This window comes from Pseudomonas sp. WS 5412, from assembly GCF_012985615.1.
Classification (GTDB): domain Bacteria; phylum Pseudomonadota; class Gammaproteobacteria; order Pseudomonadales; family Pseudomonadaceae; genus Aquipseudomonas; species Aquipseudomonas shahriarae.
Genome location: NZ_JAARMB010000004.1, coordinates 269,538 through 286,022 on the forward strand (window position 1 = coordinate 269,538; position 16,485 = coordinate 286,022).

The 16,485-nt window shown below is 63.9% G+C and carries 14 protein-coding genes; 5 read left to right on the forward strand and 9 right to left on the reverse strand.

What is annotated here, in order from left to right; all coding sequences use genetic code 11:
- Positions 1-115: 115 nt before the first annotated feature.
- From HBR94_RS08225 to cbiE, 7 genes are all read right to left on the reverse strand, one after another.
- On the reverse strand, positions 116-1,498 hold the full coding sequence (locus tag HBR94_RS08225; protein WP_170044489.1) for a PepSY domain-containing protein: 1,383 nt from the start codon (positions 1,496-1,498) through the stop codon (positions 116-118).
- A gap of 94 nt (positions 1,499-1,592) precedes the next feature.
- Positions 1,593-3,668 carry a TonB-dependent copper receptor gene (locus HBR94_RS08230; protein ID WP_057958197.1) on the reverse strand — a complete coding sequence of 692 codons (2,076 nt, stop codon included), beginning with the start codon at positions 3,666-3,668 and terminating at the stop codon, positions 1,593-1,595.
- A gap of 93 nt (positions 3,669-3,761) precedes the next feature.
- Positions 3,762-4,184, reverse strand: coding sequence for a DUF2946 domain-containing protein (locus tag HBR94_RS08235; protein WP_128593122.1), 423 nt, complete (start codon positions 4,182-4,184; stop codon positions 3,762-3,764).
- Between the two features lie 19 nt (positions 4,185-4,203).
- Positions 4,204-4,686, reverse strand: coding sequence for a copper chaperone PCu(A)C (locus tag HBR94_RS08240; protein WP_115127288.1), 483 nt, complete (start codon positions 4,684-4,686; stop codon positions 4,204-4,206).
- Positions 4,687-4,731: 45 nt separating this feature from the next.
- Positions 4,732-5,127, reverse strand: coding sequence for a DUF2946 domain-containing protein (locus HBR94_RS08245; protein ID WP_057437532.1), 396 nt, complete (start codon positions 5,125-5,127; stop codon positions 4,732-4,734).
- A 272-nt stretch (positions 5,128-5,399) separates the two neighbouring features.
- On the reverse strand, positions 5,400-6,110 hold the full coding sequence (locus tag HBR94_RS08250; protein ID WP_170044490.1) for a cobalt-precorrin-6A reductase: 711 nt from the start codon (positions 6,108-6,110) through the stop codon (positions 5,400-5,402).
- Positions 6,107-7,312, reverse strand: a complete 1,206-nt coding sequence (gene cbiE / locus HBR94_RS08255; RefSeq protein WP_170044491.1) for a precorrin-6y C5,15-methyltransferase (decarboxylating) subunit CbiE — start codon at positions 7,310-7,312, stop codon at positions 6,107-6,109. Before cbiE ends, HBR94_RS08250 begins: the two co-directional genes overlap by 4 nt.
- 111 nt (positions 7,313-7,423) lie before the next feature.
- On the opposite strand from cbiE, the gene cobG reads away from it, so the two are divergent.
- The 5 genes from cobG (at position 7,424) to HBR94_RS08280 (ending at position 12,790) form a co-directional block, all read left to right on the forward strand.
- Positions 7,424-8,722: a precorrin-3B synthase gene (cobG, locus tag HBR94_RS08260; protein WP_120734394.1), complete on the forward strand. Its 1,299-nt coding sequence runs from the start codon at positions 7,424-7,426 to the stop codon at positions 8,720-8,722.
- Positions 8,715-9,341: a precorrin-8X methylmutase gene (locus HBR94_RS08265; RefSeq protein ID WP_057437540.1), complete on the forward strand. Its 627-nt coding sequence runs from the start codon at positions 8,715-8,717 to the stop codon at positions 9,339-9,341. Before cobG ends, HBR94_RS08265 begins: the two co-directional genes overlap by 8 nt.
- A complete protein-coding gene (locus HBR94_RS08270) occupies positions 9,341-10,072 on the forward strand; it encodes a precorrin-2 C(20)-methyltransferase (protein ID WP_029297692.1) in 732 nt (243 codons plus the stop codon). The genes HBR94_RS08265 and HBR94_RS08270 overlap by 1 nt, the downstream gene beginning before the upstream one ends.
- A complete protein-coding gene (gene cobJ, locus HBR94_RS08275; RefSeq protein WP_170044492.1) occupies positions 10,072-11,709 on the forward strand; it encodes a precorrin-3B C(17)-methyltransferase in 1,638 nt (545 codons plus the stop codon). The genes HBR94_RS08270 and cobJ overlap by 1 nt, the downstream gene beginning before the upstream one ends.
- Before the next feature lie 298 nt (positions 11,710-12,007).
- Complete coding sequence (locus HBR94_RS08280; protein WP_120731444.1) at positions 12,008-12,790, forward strand: hypothetical protein; 783 nt, start codon at positions 12,008-12,010, stop codon at positions 12,788-12,790.
- Positions 12,791-12,798: 8 nt separating this feature from the next.
- Here the strand turns inward: HBR94_RS08280 and HBR94_RS08285 are convergent, their stop codons facing one another.
- Positions 12,799-13,395, reverse strand: coding sequence for a MarC family protein (locus HBR94_RS08285; RefSeq protein WP_057437546.1), 597 nt, complete (start codon positions 13,393-13,395; stop codon positions 12,799-12,801).
- Between the two features lie 236 nt (positions 13,396-13,631).
- Entirely contained in the window at positions 13,632-16,409 is a 2,778-nt protein-coding gene (locus HBR94_RS08290) for a hybrid sensor histidine kinase/response regulator (RefSeq protein WP_115127294.1), read from the reverse strand.
- Positions 16,410-16,485: the final 76 nt, after the last annotated feature.

The following is a 16,485-nucleotide window of genomic DNA, read 5'->3' on the forward strand; positions in this document are numbered from 1 at the left end:
TGGGCGCGGCGAGTGGGGACAGTGCAATAAGTGTTATAAGTTAACACTTCTTACGTGAAGGATGAAAGCCCGCGTAAGACTACATAACGCCTCTATGTAGGGCATCTCGCCTACCTCATGCAGAAGATGAGGCCGATTCACGTTGCTTGAACAGGCGTGACAAGACCAGCCGATCCAATACCCAGACCACGATCAGCGAGGCGCCGACCAGCGGGAAAACAATCGCCAGGGCGAGCATGATCACCATCGCGGTTTTCCACTTCGGCAAGTCATGGCGCAACGGCGGAACCCCCAGGCCACCCTGTGGCCGGCGCTTCCACCAGATCACCAGGCCGCTGACCGAACTCAGCAGAATCATCAGGCACACCAGCAGCACAATGATCTGGTTGACCACGCCGAACATCTTGCCCTCGTGCAGCATCACCCCGGACTCGGTGACCCGCGCTACGGTGTTGTAGTGCTCCCAGCGCACATCGGCCAGGACCTTGCCGGTGTATTGGTCGACATGCAGGGTCGCATCATTGCGCGGGTCGTTGGCGAACACCGCGAGGGTGAACACGCCCGTGGCTGTGGTCGGGAACGTGATGCTGTAGCCCGGCTCGACCTGGCGTGCGGTGGCCAGGTCCACCAGCTGCTGCAGGCTGATTGTCGGGGCGGCAGGACCGTGGTGCATGCCGCCGTGCTGCATGTGCTCGGCATGCTCGCCGGACATCGGCATGGGGGTGTTTTCCATGGCCCAGGGCACGGTCTGTTGCGTGGCGGTATTGAGGCTGCGGGCTTGCTGGTCGGATTGCGGCACGTCGTTCCACATGGAGGCCGGGAAGCGGTTCCAAAGGTCGGCGTATTGCTTGCCCCAGAAGCCGGTCCAGGTCAGGCCGCTGAGGATCATCAGCAGCAGGAACGCCGCGCCCCAAAACCCGGTGACCGCGTGCAGGTCGCGCCAGAACAGGCGCCCGCGACTGCCCAGGCGTGGCCACAGGATCCCGGCGGCCGATCGGCCGCGCGGCCACCACAGGTACAGGCCGGACACCACCAGCATCACGCCCCAACCCGCCGCGAGTTCGATCAGGCGGTCGCCAGTGGTGCCGATCATCAACTCGCCATGCAGGGCACGCACGATGGCTTGCAGGTTGTAGGTCGCGTCCTGCTCCCCGAGCACGTTGCCGCGATAGGGGTCGACGAACACTGTCAGTTCGTGGCCGGCGTTGTGCAGGACAAATTGCGCGCTGCTGCTGGCGTCCACAGGTGGCAGGTATTTGCTGAGGGTGGCTTGGGGGTAGGCGGCCTTGGCGCGCTGCAATTGCTCGTCGGCGCTGAGGACATGCGCGGCGGGCTCGACCTTGAGCAGGTCGCCATACATCAACGGGTCCAGCTGGGGTTTGAACAGGTAGATGATGCCGGTCACTGCCAGCAACACCATGAAGGGCGCGACAAACAGCCCGGCGTAGAAATGCCAGCGCCAGGCCAGGTTGTAGAAGGAAATCTTTGGCGGGTTCATCAGGGTGCTCCGCAAGGTTTTTTATTTATAGGTAGGTCTGGAGGTACGGGCCTGTGTAGGAGCGAGCAAGCTCGCTCCTACACAAAGCCACCTGTTAGAAGCTCATATCCACCTTGGTCCAGAGCGTGCGCCCTGGTTCATTGATGGCTTGCGGGTCGTTGGCCGGGTAGCCGAAGCCAGCGTTGCCGGCCAGGTTCAAGTGTTCGGCGTAGGCCTTGCCAAACAGGTTGTCGACGCCGGTGCTGACCTTGAAGTTCTTGTTGATGCGGTACGCCGCATTGAGGGAGAACACGCCAAAGCCACCGCTCTTGGCGAAGTCCTTGCCGACCACGTTGCCCTTGTTCTGGTCGATGCGGTTTTGTGCCGCCACCACGCGCCACAAGGCGCCGGCGCTCCAGTCGTCTTCGCTGTAGGTCAGGCCGAAGCGCGCGTCCAATGGCGGCATTTGTGGCAGGGCCTTGCCATCACTGCTGTTTTTGCCCCAGGCGTAGGCCAGGGTCGCATCGGCTTTCCAGTTGGCCGTCAGCTTGTAGGCTGCGCCCAATTCACCGCCCATGATCCGCGCGTCGATGTTCTGCGCCTGGGAGGTCATGCCCATCATCCCCGGGGTGTAGTTGAACAGGATGTAGTCGCGCACCTGGCCGACATACCCGGAGGCCCAGGCTTCCAAGTCAGCGGTTTTGTATTGCAGGCCGAAGTCCAGTTGGGTGGTTTTCTCTGGTTTGACTGCATCAAAGGCATTCAGCGAACCCGCTGGGCCTTTGCCGGGGGAGAACAGCTCCCAGTAGTCCGGGAAGCGTTCGGCGTGGCCAAGGCCGGCGTAGAGGGTCGTCGGGCTGTCGGCCAAGTCATGTTCATAACGTACGAAACCGGACGGCAGAGTGTCGGCGCGGGTATCGCCGGCGGTCGGGTTGGCGCGGCTCATCATGCCGCTGCCGGTGCGCTGGCGGTAATCCTTGGCCGAGGCGCGATCCAGGCGGGCGCCAGTGATCAGCCGGTCATTGTCGGCGGCGTACCAGGTCAACTCGCCAAACACCCCGTAGTTATGGAAGTCGGCGTCCTTGTTGCGCGGCAGGTTCTTGTAGGTGTCGACCCCGGCGCTGCTGCGCTGGCGATGTTCGTTGGTCTGTGCGTCGATACCGCTGATCAGTTGCACATCGGCCCAGCGCCAGGTGGCCTTGATCCGCGCGCCGAGGGTACGGCGGTCGACGTTGGAAGCCATGGGCCCGGCCATCATCCCGGTGCCCGACGGCGTGCGCAGGCTGTAGTTGTCCATCACGTGGTCGGCGTAGTTGTAGTAGACCTGCGCTTCGACCTTGTCCAGCACCTCGCCGATGTTGGATTTCTCGAAACGCAGGCCGAGGCTTTCGCGCAGGAACTGCGAGCCGTCCATGCCGCGCCCGGCGTAACGCGCTTCGCCATCGCCACGGCCGGCGGTGAGCTCCAGCAGGGTGTCGGCGTCTGGGGTCCAGCCGAGGGCGACGTCGCCGTTCCATTTGTCGTAGCGCGAGGCGACGGTGTCGTTGTTGCCGTCCTTGTAATCGTCGGAGTGAGCCTGGTTGCCGATCACGCGAATGTAGCCCAGTGAACCGCCGGCGGCGGCATCCACGACTTTGTCGAAGCGACCGTTGGAGCCGGCGAGGATGCTCGCATTGACTCGGGTGCCCAACTCGCCGAACTGCTCCGGCTCACGGTCGAACAGCACCGTACCGGCCGAGGCGCCCGGGCCCCAGAGCACGGTTTGCGGGCCTTTGATCACGGTCAGCTTGTCGTAGGTTTCCGGCGAGATATAGGAGGTGGGTGCGTCCATGCGGCCAGGGCAGGCGCCGAGCATCATGCTGCCGTTGGTGAGGATATTCAGGCGCGAGCCGAACATGCCGCGCAGCACCGGGTCGCCATTGGTGCCGCCATTGCGCACCAGGGCAAAGCCGGGGATGGTCTTGAGGTAATCACCGCCATCACTGGCCGGCACAGGCTGGCGCGGGTCCTTGGGGTTGGTGACGATGGTCAGGGGGGAGCTGGGGGCGACGCCGGTAATCACTGTCGGGCTCAGCTCATTGTGGTGCTCGGCGTGTTCGTCGGCATACGCCTGTGGCGCCAACAGTGCGCCGCACAAAACGGCGAGCACAGGGGTACGTCCCATACGGGTGTCAGCAGGAAACCTGGACATAAAAATTCCATCAATCAGTCGTAAACAACACGGCCAGCAGCCTGCGGCTGTCTGTGTGAAGGCGGCCGTGCGAAGTTGTGTGTTATTGGCGGTCTACGACTGGCTGGGCGGGGCGCGGCTGCGGGCGCCGGGGAAAATGCTCTGCCGGGCATGGCCCAGGCGCGGTGCGGGGATCAGGCCAGTGGCCGGCGGCGGGCTGCCGAGGGCCACGAATGACACGCTGCCAGGCAGGGCCGGGCAACTGAACAACAGGCTGCAATAGCCGCATTTCTCCCACATCACGTGGTCGGCGGCGGGGGCCTTGGTGTGCTCGGCCGGGTGCTGGGGCGCGGCATGGCAGGTGTCGTCCATGGACATCTGCATCGACATGCCGGCGTGATGATCCATCGGCATCGCTTGGGAAATCAGCGGTCCGATAAAGATCATCAGCATGGCGAACAGGCTGATCCAACTGCCGCCCGCCAACCTCAAAGGCTGGCGGCGGCGCGTGGTCGACCTGTTGGCGCGAGCACCCATGGGGAGCGGCCTGAGCTGGTTAATGGGCGTGCTTGTGCCCGTGCTCGGCCATCGGCGGTACTTTTTGCACCGAGACTTGCACTTTTACCGGCCCGGCCTTTTCGAAGTTCAAGGTCAGCGGGAAGTGCTGGCCGTCGCGCAACTGGCTGCGATCTTTAAGATCCAGGAGCATCACGTGATAGGCCATCGGCGCAAAGGTCAGCTCGCCCTTGGACGGCACGGCCACGCTGGGCACCTGCTGCATCTTCATCAGGTCACCGTGCATCACATGCTCATGCAGCTCGGCCTTGGCCGCCACTGGCGTGTCGACACTGAGCAAGCGGTCCGGGGCTTCACCCTGGTTATGGATCACAAAGTAGGCGGCTACCGTCGGCGCATTGGGCGGCAATTCCTGTGACCAGGGGTCGCTCACCAGCAGGTCGCCGGCCTTGTAGTCATCGGCATTGGCAGCACTGAACGCAGGCAGCAGCAAGGCCGCCAGAAGCAGGGAAGATTTGAGCATGGCAGTTCTCCAGAACGATTCAAACGCAGTTCAATTGCGAAGTGATCAAACGGTAGGAGAGGCGCGGGGGCTGAGGCTCGGCCATTGCTGGCGCGGAGTCGGGGCTTGCAGGGCAGGCGATGGCAGGCCAGGCGCCGGGTCGATTCGTGTGAGATACAACTGCGGCACATGTCCCGGCAGCGCCACCAACGGCGCCGAGCCCGAACAGCACCAGCAATGCTGCATGCTGGAATGTTCATCCTGCTGCGGCGCCGGTATATCCAGCGTGCCCAGGGACATCGCCACCAGCTTGCTGCCATTGGACGAACAGAAACTGCCCCACAGCAATTGCTCGGCAGGGCTTTTACCCTGTTGCATTGCCCCGGCCAATGGCATGGCAAACGCATTGAACAGCACTGCAAGGCAGGCGATCCAGGCAAATGCAAAGCGTTGACGGGCCATAGCGGACAATCCGTAGGGTTAAGCGATCAGGTGGGTATTTAGCCTGATCGGGGGGCATAAGTAAAAGTTGCTGGTGTGGTTTGGTGTCGCAGTGATGTCAGTGGCTGTGCTTATCATGATAGACGCGAACGCAGGATTACCAATCGCGAAAACACCACAGTCCTAAATGTGGGAGCGGGCTTGCCCGCGATTGGGGTATGTCAGGATCAAATATGCTGACTGATACACCGCTATCGCGGGCAAGCCCGCTCCCACATTTGAGCTGTGTTGTTCTATAAAGCCTGCAGTATCGAGTCGACCGTCAAAAACTCCCGATCCACCCCCGCCAACACCGGCCGCTGCAAAACCACCACCGGTATGCCGCGCTCGCGGGCCACTTCCAGCTTGGGTTCGGTGGCGCTGCTGCCGCTGTTCTTGCTGATCAGCACATCAATCCTCCGTCGTTCGAACAACGCCCGTTCATCCTCGATCAAAAACGGCCCACGGGCGCCGATCACTTCGCAGCGTTCGTTGCCGGGGTAGACGTCCAGTGCGCGCAAGGTCCAGAACTGCCCGGCGGGGATTTCATCGAGGTGTTGCAGCGGTTCGCGACCGAGGGTGAACAGTGGGCGCTGGAAGGGTTTCAACGCCTCGATCAGCCCGGCCCAGTCACTGACTTCACGCCAGTCATCACCCGGTTGTGGCTGCCAGGCGGGACGGCGCAGGGCCCAGCAGGGGATCGTGCACAAGCGCGCGGCCTGGGCGGCGTTGGCGCTGATTTGTGCGGCGTAGGGATGGGTGGCGTCCAGCAGCAGGTCGATGCCCTGTTCGCGAATAAACTGCGCCAGCCCTGCGGCGCCGCCGTAACCACCGACGCGCACCTGGCACCTCAGGTCAGTGGGCACCCGGCCAATCCCGGCCAGGCTGTAGATATGCTGGGGCCCGAGGGTGCGGGCGATGGCCAGGGCTTCCGTCACGCCGCCCAGCAGCAGGATGCGCTTCATAGCGGCTTGAGCACTTCAAGCAAGGTGATGGGCAGCGCCTGGCGCCAGGTATCGAAGTCGCCCAGGGGCTGGGCCTGGGCCACGTGGATGCGGGTCAACTCGCCGCCGTGTTGCGCGCGCCAGGCCATCAGGGTCATTTCGCTTTGCAGGGTCACGGCATTGGCCACCAGCCGCCCACCGGGGCGCAGGTGTTGCCAGCAGGTGTCGAGCACGCCGTCGCAGGTCACGCCGCCACCGATGAAAATCGCATCAGGCGCTTCCAGCCCTGCCAGGGCCTGGGGCGCGCTGCCGCGAATCAATTGCAGGCCAGGCACGCCGAGGGCATCGCGGTTATGTTCGATCAGTTGCTGGCGGCCGGCGTCGGCTTCAATCGCCAGGGCGCGGCAGCTGGGATGGGCGCGCATCCACTCGATGCCGATGGAGCCGCTGCCGGCGCCGACGTCCCACAGCAATTCGCCAGGGGTGGGGGCGAGGCGCGCGAGGGTCATCGCCCGCACATCGCGCTTGGTCAGTTGGCCGTCATGCTTGAACGCTGAGTCCGGCAGGCCGGCCAGGCGCGACAGGCGTGGGGTGTTGGCGTCGGCGAGGCAGTCGATGGCGACCAGGTTCAGCGCGGCAATGGCTGGGTCTTGCCAGCTTTCGGCGTGGCCATCGATACGTCGTTCGGCCGTGCCGCCGAGGTGTTCAAACACACTCAGGCGGCTCGGGCCAAACCCGCTGGCGCGCAACAACGCGGCGATGGCTGCCGGGCTCTGCCCGTCGTTGCTCAACACCAGCAAGCGCACGCCGCTGGCCAGATGAGCATTGAGCGCGGCCACCGGGCGGGCGACCACCGACAGTGTCACCACGTCCTGTAACGGCCAGCCCAGGCGCGCCGCCGCCAGTGACACCGACGAAGGCGCCGGCAGGATCAACAGCTCATCCGCCGCCACCTGCCGCGCCAGGCTGGCGCCGACGCCGTAGAACATCGGGTCGCCACTGGCCAGTACGCACACCGGTTCAAAGCGCCGTGCCAGCAGCGGCTCCAGGGAAAACGGGCTGGGCCACAGCTCGCGTTCGCCGCGGATGCACACCGGCAGCAAATCCAGCTGGCGCTGGCCGCCGATGATACGAGAGGCGCGCAACAGAGCATGCCGGGCATTCCTGCCCAGGCCCTTGAAGCCATCTTCACCAATGCCTACTACTGTCAGCCAGGGCGACATATTGATTCCTTGAACGACATCCGACGGGCAGGCTTTTCATGCTGCCGGACAAAGCAGGCATAATACCGCGCCTTTACCCGTGAACCGGTAGCCCCCGTGAAGCCACTTCCTCTGTCCGCCAGCAAACGTCCCTCGGGTTGTCCGGGGTTGCTGCGTATTGTCCAGGCATTGGATGGCGGGATTTGCCGGATCAAACTGGCCGGTGGGGTCATCACCGCCGCGCAGGCGCTGGCCGTGGCACACGCCGCGCAGACCTACGCCGGCGGGGTGATCGAGGCGACCAACCGCGCCAACCTGCAGGTCCGCGGCATTGGCCTGGAGCACGAGGGTTTGATCGCGCACCTGCTAGCCGCAGGCCTGGGCCCGACCACCGCTGCGGGCGATGATGTGCGCAATGTAATGCTCAGCCCCGGCGCGGGCATCGACCGCGACATGCTGCTGGACACCCGGCCCCTGGCGGAGCAGATCCTCGCTACCCTGCAAACCCATCCACGGTTCCATGAGTTGTCGGCCAAGTTCGCCGTGCAACTGGATGGCGGCGAAGCCCTGGCGATGCTCGAACATCATCACGACCTGTGGTTATCGGCTTACCCCGCGCAGGGCCAGACCTTGTTGGCATTCGGCCTGGCCGGTTGCCCGGGGCGTGACAGGCCGCTGGGCGCCGTACCCCTGGAGCAAGGCCATGAGCTGGTCGTGGCGGTGTTGGAACTGTTTCTTGAGCTGGCCCGACCCGACCAGAACCGCATGCGCGACCTGCTGACACACACGTCTGTGGATAACTTCGTCGGGCGCTTGCGCCTGCCGGTACTGCCCGCCGATGGCTATCGTCGCCGCGCCAACCCGAGCAGTTTGCGCCTGGGCACTTATCCACAGCGCCAACCGCAGCAGGTCTATGTGGCGGCGGTCACGCCATTAGGACGCCTGGACTCGAGCATGCTGCGTGGCGCCGCGCAACTGGCCCTCGAACAGGGCGACGGCACATTGCGCTTCACCCCGTGGCAAGGCCTGCTGCTGCCCAACCTGGCCCCGGACGCCGCCGTGCGCGTGACGGCGGGCCTGGCGCAATTGGGCTTCCTCTGTTCCGCCGACCAGGCCCTGGCGCGGCTGATTGCCTGCACCGGTTCCAGCGGCTGCGCCAAGGCCCTGGCCGACACCAAGGCCGACGCCCTGCACCTGGCCACGCTGCTCCAGGGCCATGGCCTTGATGTGCACCTGTCTGGCTGCCCACGCACCTGCGCTGCGGCACACATTGCCCCGGTCACCCTGCTGGCAGTGGGCACCGGGCACTACGACCTCTATTTTCGCGATGCAGGCCAGCCGGGTTTCGGCCGCCTGCACGCGCACAACCTTTCTATTGAAGCGGCGGGCGCCGTGTTGCGTGCCCGTCCACGGAGCAACACCGATGATTGATTACATCCGCGACGGTCAGGAGATCTATCGCAACTCCTTTGCGATCATTCGCGCAGAGGCCAAGCTGGATCGCATCCCGGCCGACCTGGAAAAACTCGCCGTGCGGGTGATTCACGCCTGCGGCATGGTCGAGGCTATCGACGGTTTGCAGTTTTCTGAAGGCGCAGGCAAAGCCGGCCGTGAGGCCCTGGCCGCCGGTGCGCCGATCCTGTGCGATGCGCGGATGGTCTCCGAAGGCGTGACCCGTGCGCGCCTGCCTGCCAATAACCCAGTGATCTGCACCTTGCGTGACGATAGCGTGCCGGAGCTGGCGCGGGAGCTGGGCAACACCCGTTCCGCTGCCGCCCTGGAATTGTGGCGCCCGCACCTGGCAGGCAGTGTGGTGGTGATCGGCAACGCGCCGACTGCGTTGTTCTATCTGTTGGAAATGCTCGACGCTGGCGCCCCCAAGCCGGCGCTGATCCTCGGTTTTCCGGTGGGTTTTGTCGGCGCCGCCGAGTCCAAGGCGATGCTCGCCGCAGACAGCCGTGGCGTGCCGTTTGTGATCATGCAAGGCCGCCTGGGCGGCAGTGCGATGGCCGCCGCAGCGGTCAACGCCCTGGCTACGGAGGTCGAATGATGCAGGCGCGTGGACGTTTGATCGGCCTGGGCGTCGGCCCCGGCGACCCGGAACTGATTACCCTCAAGGCCCTGCGCCTGCTGCGCGAATCGCCGGTGGTGGCGTACTTCGTCGCCAAGGGCAAGAAGGGCAATGCGTTCGGCATTATCGAAGAACACCTGGTGCCCCAGCAGACGCTGATGCCGCTGGTGTACCCGGTGACCACCGAAGCCTTGCCGGCGCCGCTGTCCTATGAACAGGTGATCAGCGATTTCTACGACGCGGCCAGTGTTGATGTGGCCGCGCATCTGGATGCCGGGCGCGATGTGGCGGTGATCTGCGAAGGCGACCCGTTCTTCTACGGCTCCTACATGTACCTGCATGACCGCCTCGCCGAGCGCTATGACGCCCAAGTCATCCCCGGGGTGTGCTCGATGCTCGGCGGTGCCTCGGTGCTGGGGGCGCCTTTGGTGTATCGCAACCAGAGCCTGTCGGTATTGTCCGGGGTGCTGCCCCACGACGAACTCAAACGCCGCCTGGCGGATGCCGATGCGGCGGTGATCATGAAGCTGGGACGCAACTTCACCAAGGTGCGCCAGGTGCTGGAGGAGCTGGGGCTGGCCGGGCGTGCGCTGTATGTGGAACGCGCCACCATGGCCAACCAGAAAATCGTCGCGCTGGATCAGGTGGAACCCATGTCTTCGCCATATTTCTCGTTGATTATCGTGCCGGGCGAAAGGTGGCAAGGGTGATGACGCCGGCGATCGTCATTCTCGGCCAGGGCAGCCTCGCCACCGCGCGCAGCATCCAGCAGGTGTACCCCGGCGCCTTGATCCACGGCCTGGCAGGCCGGGTGGAAGGCGCCGACCAGGCCTACAGCGAATTTGGCGCGACCGTGCGCCAGTTGTATCAACAGGGCACGCCGATCATTGCCCTGTGCGCGGCCGGGATTGTGATCCGCACCTTGGCGGCGCTGTTGCTGGAGAAAGGCGAAGAGCCGGCGGTGCTGGCCGTCGCTGAAGACGGCAGTGCGGTGGTGCCGTTGCTCGGCGGCCTGGGCGGGGTGAATATCATGGCGCGGGAAATCGCGGCGGCCCTGGGGGTGGCGGCTGCGATTACCACCAGTGGTGAACTGCGCTTTGGCACCTGTCTGCTCAACCCGCCCCAGGGTTATCAGTTGGCGGACCTTGAGCTGGGCAAGCGTTTTGTCTCGGACTTGCTGGCTGGCGAACAGGTGCGCATTGAAGGCGCCGCGCCATGGCTGGAGCAGGCCAACCTGCCGCAGGACCAGCAGGCGCGCCTGAGTATTCATGTCGGCAGTGCCGAGCGCGTGCCGGCGGCCAATGAGCTGCTGATCTATCCGAAAAATACTTGGGTCACCTGCCGCCCCGGCGTCGGCTTGGCCGCGCGGGTGCGCCAGGCGTTGCAGCAGGACGGCATCGCCGTGCAGTCCCTGGCGTGCCTGCTGGCCGATGACGCCGACATGGCCAGTGGCGAACTGCATGAGGCGGCGCTGGAGCTGGGCGTGCCGCTGCGTTTTACGGCGCTGGCGGCAGGCCCCGATATCGTCATCCACTCGGCCGCCGGGCCCGTGGAGCTGGCGCAACTGGGCCGCCCCCGTGGCCGTCTCGCCGTGATCGGCCTGGGTCCCGGCGCAGCCGAGTTGATGGTGCCGGCAGTCAAGGCAGAACTGGCGCGCTGCACCGATGTGCTGGGTTACGAAACCTATGTGCGCATGGCCGGGCCGTTTCGCGCCGACCAGGTGCAGCACTGCACCGATAACCGCGAAGAGATGCAACGGGCACGGCATGCTTTCGAGCTGGCGGCCCAGGGGCGTTCGGTGGTGGTGGTGTCTTCCGGCGACCCAGGGGTGTTCGCCATGGCTGCGGCGGTATTGGAGGCGCTGCACGAATCCAGCGACCCGGCCTGGCAGCGGGTCGAGCTGGAGATTTTGCCGGGGGTCTCGGCGTCCCTCGCCACCGCGGCCCAGGCGGGTGCGCCGCTGGGGCATGACTTCTGCGTGATGTCGCTGTCGGACAACCTCAAGCCCTGGTCCATCATCGAGAAACGCCTGGACCTGGCCTGCCAGGCCGACCTGGCTTTGGCGTTCTACAACCCCATCTCCCGTTCGCGCCCATGGCAATTGGGGCGTGCCCTGGAAATCGTCGCCCAGCACCGCCTCGCCGCCACGCCGGTCGTGCTGGGGCGCGATATCGGTCGCCCCGGGCAAACGCTGCGCACCACCACCCTGGGCCAACTGACCCCGGACCAGGTGGACATGCGCACCATGGTGCTGATCGGTTCGTCCACCACCTGCGCGTTCCCTCGGGTGGGCGGTGGTGAGTGGGTGTACACGCCACGCTGGTATGGCGAGAAACCGGCCTCCTGAAACGGCAGCGGCCCCGCAATGGGGCCGCTAATCTGTCAGAAAAGGCTAATCATTGATGACAGAAACCTCTGTGTTCTGCCGCGTCATTTCGCAATGCCATTAACGGTTCCTCTCTTTCAGTTGCAGAAAGTAAGCCTGCGATTATCAGGCGTCACCCCATCCCCAGTATTTACGCGGGGTGCAACAAACTCTGATTTTTCCTACGGTGAAATGACGCTCTCCGTACCCCCTGAAAAAAGTTCAATCACGCGACTAGTGTTTCTTGTAAGCCCATGTGGGTTTTTGTGGAGAAACAGTTATGGAGCGCAAACATAAACGAATCAATCTGGCTAAAAAGAACAAGCTGATCGCAGCGTACCGACTGCCGCTGAGCAGCCGGCCGGCGGGTTCGCCGGCGCCTGTGCAGGCTGACGGCGACCTGAATGGCGCGGTGATCAATAACAGTGTGTTTTCGTTTGTCGCGGGCATGAGCCGCCTCAACAAGGAATACACCCGCAAGAGTTACCTGTTGGCCAGTAGCTACGTGAGTGATGTGCTGAAAGTGGGGCGCGGCACGCAGGCCTGGTACGACGAGTTCATCAAGGTCATGGGCAACCTGGGGTGGCTACCGATACGCAGCAGTTTCGAACGCGTCACCACCTCCGTGAAGGGCCTGAGCGTGCAGGTGGCGGCGCTGAATATCATTACCTCCACGGTGGCCTCGACGTTTCTGTCAGGCTCCCTGGCGATGGTGCTGCCCAAGTTGGCGGCGGATGCTTTCGACGCCTTGAAACAGCTGTCGGCACCCTTTGATCTGTTCAAGCGCAACATCGTCAACCATGAGGGCGGCGACTTTGGCCTGGCGTCCTGTTCCGAGGTCGACGGTGAGGTGTTGATGGTGCTGGTGACCTACAGCGCCCAGGGCGTCAGCAAGAAAGTGGGGGTGCCGTTTTTTGAATGGGACAGCTCCACGGTCGAAGCCTACAGCGGCCAGACCTGCCTGATGCTCAACCCTGCCGTGGTCAACGACGCAACCCTCCAGCAGTTGCGTGAGAGTGCGGGCGACAAGGTCTTGTTGGCCATCGCCCAATACCGGATCTGACCGGGGCCTCAGGGCACCAGGTAACCGCGTACGCCGGTAAAGATGATTTGCGCCGCCAGCGCACAGACGAACAAGCCCATCAGGCGGCTGACAATCTGCAGCCCTTGGTCGCCGAGGATGCGTTCGATGCGGTTGGACAGATACAGCACCACGCCCACCGTCAGGCTGGCCAGGGCGATGCTGAGAATGGCCATGAGCTTGTCATCCCAATGGGGCTGGCTGACACCCATTACCAGCAGTGCGCCGATGGTGCCGGGGCCGACGGTCAAGGGGATGGTCAGGGGGACGATAGTCACGTCCTGCTGCACATTGTCGGTCTGCACTGCCGACTTGCCCTGGGCCATGCCCAGGGCGGAGATAAACAGCACACTGCCGGCGCCGATGCGGAAGGCGTCCACGGTGATGCCAAATACACTGAAAATCACCCGGCCAAACAGGTAGAGCAACACGCTCGACACCAGCGTCGCCAGGGCGACCTTCCAGGCCAGGCGTCGCCGCTCCTTGCTGGAATAGCCCCGGGTCAGGCTGATAAAGCAGGACAGGACGAAGAAGGGGCTATACAGCACCAGCATCTTCAAATAAACGCTGAACAACACGTGGAGCATGGTGGGAGCTCACAGCGAAGGAAGGGCGAGGGGGAGTTTATCAGGCTTGTGGGCCAGAAGGCGCGACTGCGAACCAATGTGGGAGTGGGCTTGGCTTGTGTGGGAGCTGGCTTGCCTGCGATAGCATCACCTCGGTGCAACTGGAAAACCAGGGTGCCTGCATCGCAGGCAAGCCAGCTCCCACACAAGCCAGTTCCCCCAAACCAGCTCTGGCCCCCACAGGGATGTGTGGTGATTCAGGACGTGTGCACCTGCTCCTGCGGCTGCTCGCGCTGTGTCACCCAGTACTCCACCAGCTCGCGCAGTTGCGACAGTTCTACCGGCTTGGCCATATGCCCATCCATCCCGGCCTGGCGTGCGCGTTCCTTGTGTTCCGAGAGGATGTGCGCGGTCAGCGCCACCACCGGCGTGCGGGTGCGCTGGTTGCTGACTTCCCAGACCCGCAACTGCTGGGTCGCGGAGAAGCCATCGAGCACCGGCATTTCGCAGTCCATCAACACCAGGTCATAGCGCTGGGCCTTCATCGCCTGCAAGGCTTCCTCGCCATTGCTGGCCGTGTCGGGTTGCAGGTTGAGCTTGCCGAGCATGCCGCGAATCACTTTGGTGGAGATGCTGTTGTCTTCGGCCACCAGGATGCGGAAATCGCTGGGCACGGTGATGGTCACGGGGACGTTCGGCGCGGCATGGCGCGGCTGGACCACACCCTTGCTGCGCTGGGTCAACTCGTCGGCCAGGGTGGTCTTGAGGGTGTAGCCCGCCACTGGTTTGGCCAGGATGCGCTTGATCCCGCAGTTGCGCGCGATGATCTTGCTCGGCGCATTGCTGATGCCGGTGAGCATGATCAGCAGGATGTCGTGGTTCAGGCTCGGGTCTTCCTTGATCTTCGCCGCCAGTTGCATGCCGGTCATGCCGGGCATGTTCTGGTCCAGCAGCACCACATCGAAATAGTCGCGCAGGTGTGCCTTGGTTCGCAGCAGGGCCAGGGCCTCCTTGCCCGATGGCACGGCGCTGACATTCAGGCCCCAGGCGGTGCACTGCTGCACCAGCACCTTGCGGCAGGTGTCGTTGTCGTCCACCACCAACACCCGCGCGCCTTGCAGCGGGCCGTCGAGGTCCGAGGTCGGGTGTTCCAGGCGCTCCGGGTCCAGGGGCAAGGTCAGCCATAGGGTGCTGCCTTGCTGGCTGCCCGCCTTGATGCCGAACTCGCCATTCATCAACAGGATCAGCTGGCGGGCGATCACCAGGCCGAGGTGGCCGCTCAGGCGCGTGGCCGAGAGGAAGTTCTTGCTGTGCAGTTCGCTGTGCAGCAGGGCATCGCGCTCGGCGGCCTCCATCGGCACGCCGCTGTCTTGCACGGCGATGCGCAGGCGCGGTTTGCTGCTGCGCTCATCCAGGGCGACCACGATCAGCACTTCGCCTTCGTCGGTCTTTTGCAGGGCGTTTTCCAGCAGGCTCAACAGGGCCTGGCGCAGGCGCGTCGGGTCGCCACTGATGACCCGTGGCACCTGGGGCTGGATAAAGCTGATCAGTTCGACGTTCTGCTGCTCGGCCTTGGCGCGGAAAATACTCAGGCAGTCTTCGATCAGGGCATTGAGGTCGAACTGCACATCGTCCAGTTCGATCTGCCCGGACTCGAGCTTGGAGATGTCGAGAATCTCGTTGATCAGGGTCAGCAGTTCATTGCCGGCGCTGTGGATGGTCTGCACGTAGTCGCGCTGCTTGACCGACAGCGGCGTGCCCAGCAGCAACTCGGTCATGCCCAGCACGCCGTTCATGGGGGTGCGGATTTCGTGGCTGATCTTCGCCAGGAACTCGGCCTTGGCCGCAATTTCGGCATTGCTGGCAGCCAGGTCGCGGCTGAGGCTGAAGCGATCCTCGACGATGCTGCGCTGGCGCTCGCCCAGGGCCTGGCTCATCAACAGGCCGCTGACGCAGATCACCGCCAGCAAGGTGATGATCAGGCCTTGCGGCGCCACCAGGGTCAGGCCCAGCAGGGCCGGGAGGATAATCAGCGTGCCGGTGTTGAACACCACCATGGCGAGCAGGAACAGACGTGCCGGCCGGTAGCCTTTTTGCCAGTGGTAGGCCGAGACAAACAGCATGCTCAGGCCGGCCAGCGCCACCAGGGCGTAGGTGATGATATTCAGCGGCAGGGTGTTGACGAACAGCAGCAACAGGCCGCACAGCACGATCAACAGGATGTCCGCCATCAGCAGCTTGTTCAGAGGGTGCGGGCCCAATGGCGCGAAGAAACGGTAGGCGAACATCAGGCCGCATGGCGCGGTCAGCAGCAACGCCATGTAGGCGCCCGGGGTTTGCACCGCCTGCCAGTTCGGCAGCCACGGGCCCAGCAGGTTGAGCAACAGCAACAGACTGAGCATCAGCAGCACTTCGCAGGCCGCCAGCCACAGGCTGCTGCGCGAGCGATGGTAGGCGTAGCGGGTGAGGTTGTGCAGGATCAGCATCAGCAGGCAGCCGAACAACAGGCCGTAGACCAGGGTCTGGGTCTGGTTGGCGGCGGCCTGCACGGCCGGTTCCAGGGTCAGGTAGGGCCGCAGCTCATGCTCCGAGACCAGGCGCACATACACATCCAGGGGCTTCTGGCTCTGGGGCATGGGCAGCATGAATTCGCTGCTGGGCAGTGGGCGTTCGGCCTGGGGTTGGCGGGTGCCGGTGTTGATCTGCTCGATCAGCGTGTCGCCGTCCAGCACATACAGATTGAGATGCGCCAGGTCCGGCGCGAAGACCCGCAGCACTTGCTCGTGCTTGCCGGGTTGCAGCTTGAAACGTACCCATAGCGCGCCGCTGGGTTCGGCGGCGGTGATCCGTTCCAGTTCAATAGGGCTGAATTGGTTGATGTAGCGTGGCGAGCGAATATCGCTCAATTGCAGGTCGGCCTGTTCATCAAGCAATACGGCCCAGCCACTGCCTTGCGCAACGGCCTGGGCCGGCAACAGACAGAGCAGGGTCAGCAGACTGACCGTGAAGATTATGGCGATCCTGAGCCAGCGCACGGCGAAATCCCTTCGTAGGTTAATGCACGGGGTTAACTATGCGCGGGACCGTAATGGGACGGCAAGGGCCAAAGGC

What these genes read in the sequence shown, in the direction of transcription:
- HBR94_RS08225 (WP_170044489.1), bottom strand. Translation starts at nt 1,498, where the DNA reads ATGAACCCGCCAAAGATTTCCTTCTACAACCTGGCCTGGCGCTGGCAT.
- HBR94_RS08230 (WP_057958197.1), bottom strand. Translation starts at nt 3,668, where the DNA reads ATGTCCAGGTTTCCTGCTGACACCCGTATGGGACGTACCCCTGTGCTC.
- HBR94_RS08235 (WP_128593122.1), bottom strand. Translation starts at nt 4,184, where the DNA reads ATGGGTGCTCGCGCCAACAGGTCGACCACGCGCCGCCGCCAGCCTTTG.
- HBR94_RS08240 (WP_115127288.1), bottom strand. Translation starts at nt 4,686, where the DNA reads ATGCTCAAATCTTCCCTGCTTCTGGCGGCCTTGCTGCTGCCTGCGTTC.
- HBR94_RS08245 (WP_057437532.1), bottom strand. Translation starts at nt 5,127, where the DNA reads ATGGCCCGTCAACGCTTTGCATTTGCCTGGATCGCCTGCCTTGCAGTG.
- HBR94_RS08250 (WP_170044490.1), bottom strand. Translation starts at nt 6,110, where the DNA reads ATGAAGCGCATCCTGCTGCTGGGCGGCGTGACGGAAGCCCTGGCCATC.
- cbiE (WP_170044491.1), bottom strand. Translation starts at nt 7,312, where the DNA reads ATGTCGCCCTGGCTGACAGTAGTAGGCATTGGTGAAGATGGCTTCAAG.
- HBR94_RS08265 (WP_057437540.1), top strand. Translation starts at nt 8,715, where the DNA reads ATGATTGATTACATCCGCGACGGTCAGGAGATCTATCGCAACTCCTTT.
- HBR94_RS08270 (WP_029297692.1), top strand. Translation starts at nt 9,341, where the DNA reads ATGCAGGCGCGTGGACGTTTGATCGGCCTGGGCGTCGGCCCCGGCGAC.
- cobJ (WP_170044492.1), top strand. Translation starts at nt 10,072, where the DNA reads ATGACGCCGGCGATCGTCATTCTCGGCCAGGGCAGCCTCGCCACCGCG.
- HBR94_RS08280 (WP_120731444.1), top strand. Translation starts at nt 12,008, where the DNA reads ATGGAGCGCAAACATAAACGAATCAATCTGGCTAAAAAGAACAAGCTG.
- HBR94_RS08285 (WP_057437546.1), bottom strand. Translation starts at nt 13,395, where the DNA reads ATGCTCCACGTGTTGTTCAGCGTTTATTTGAAGATGCTGGTGCTGTAT.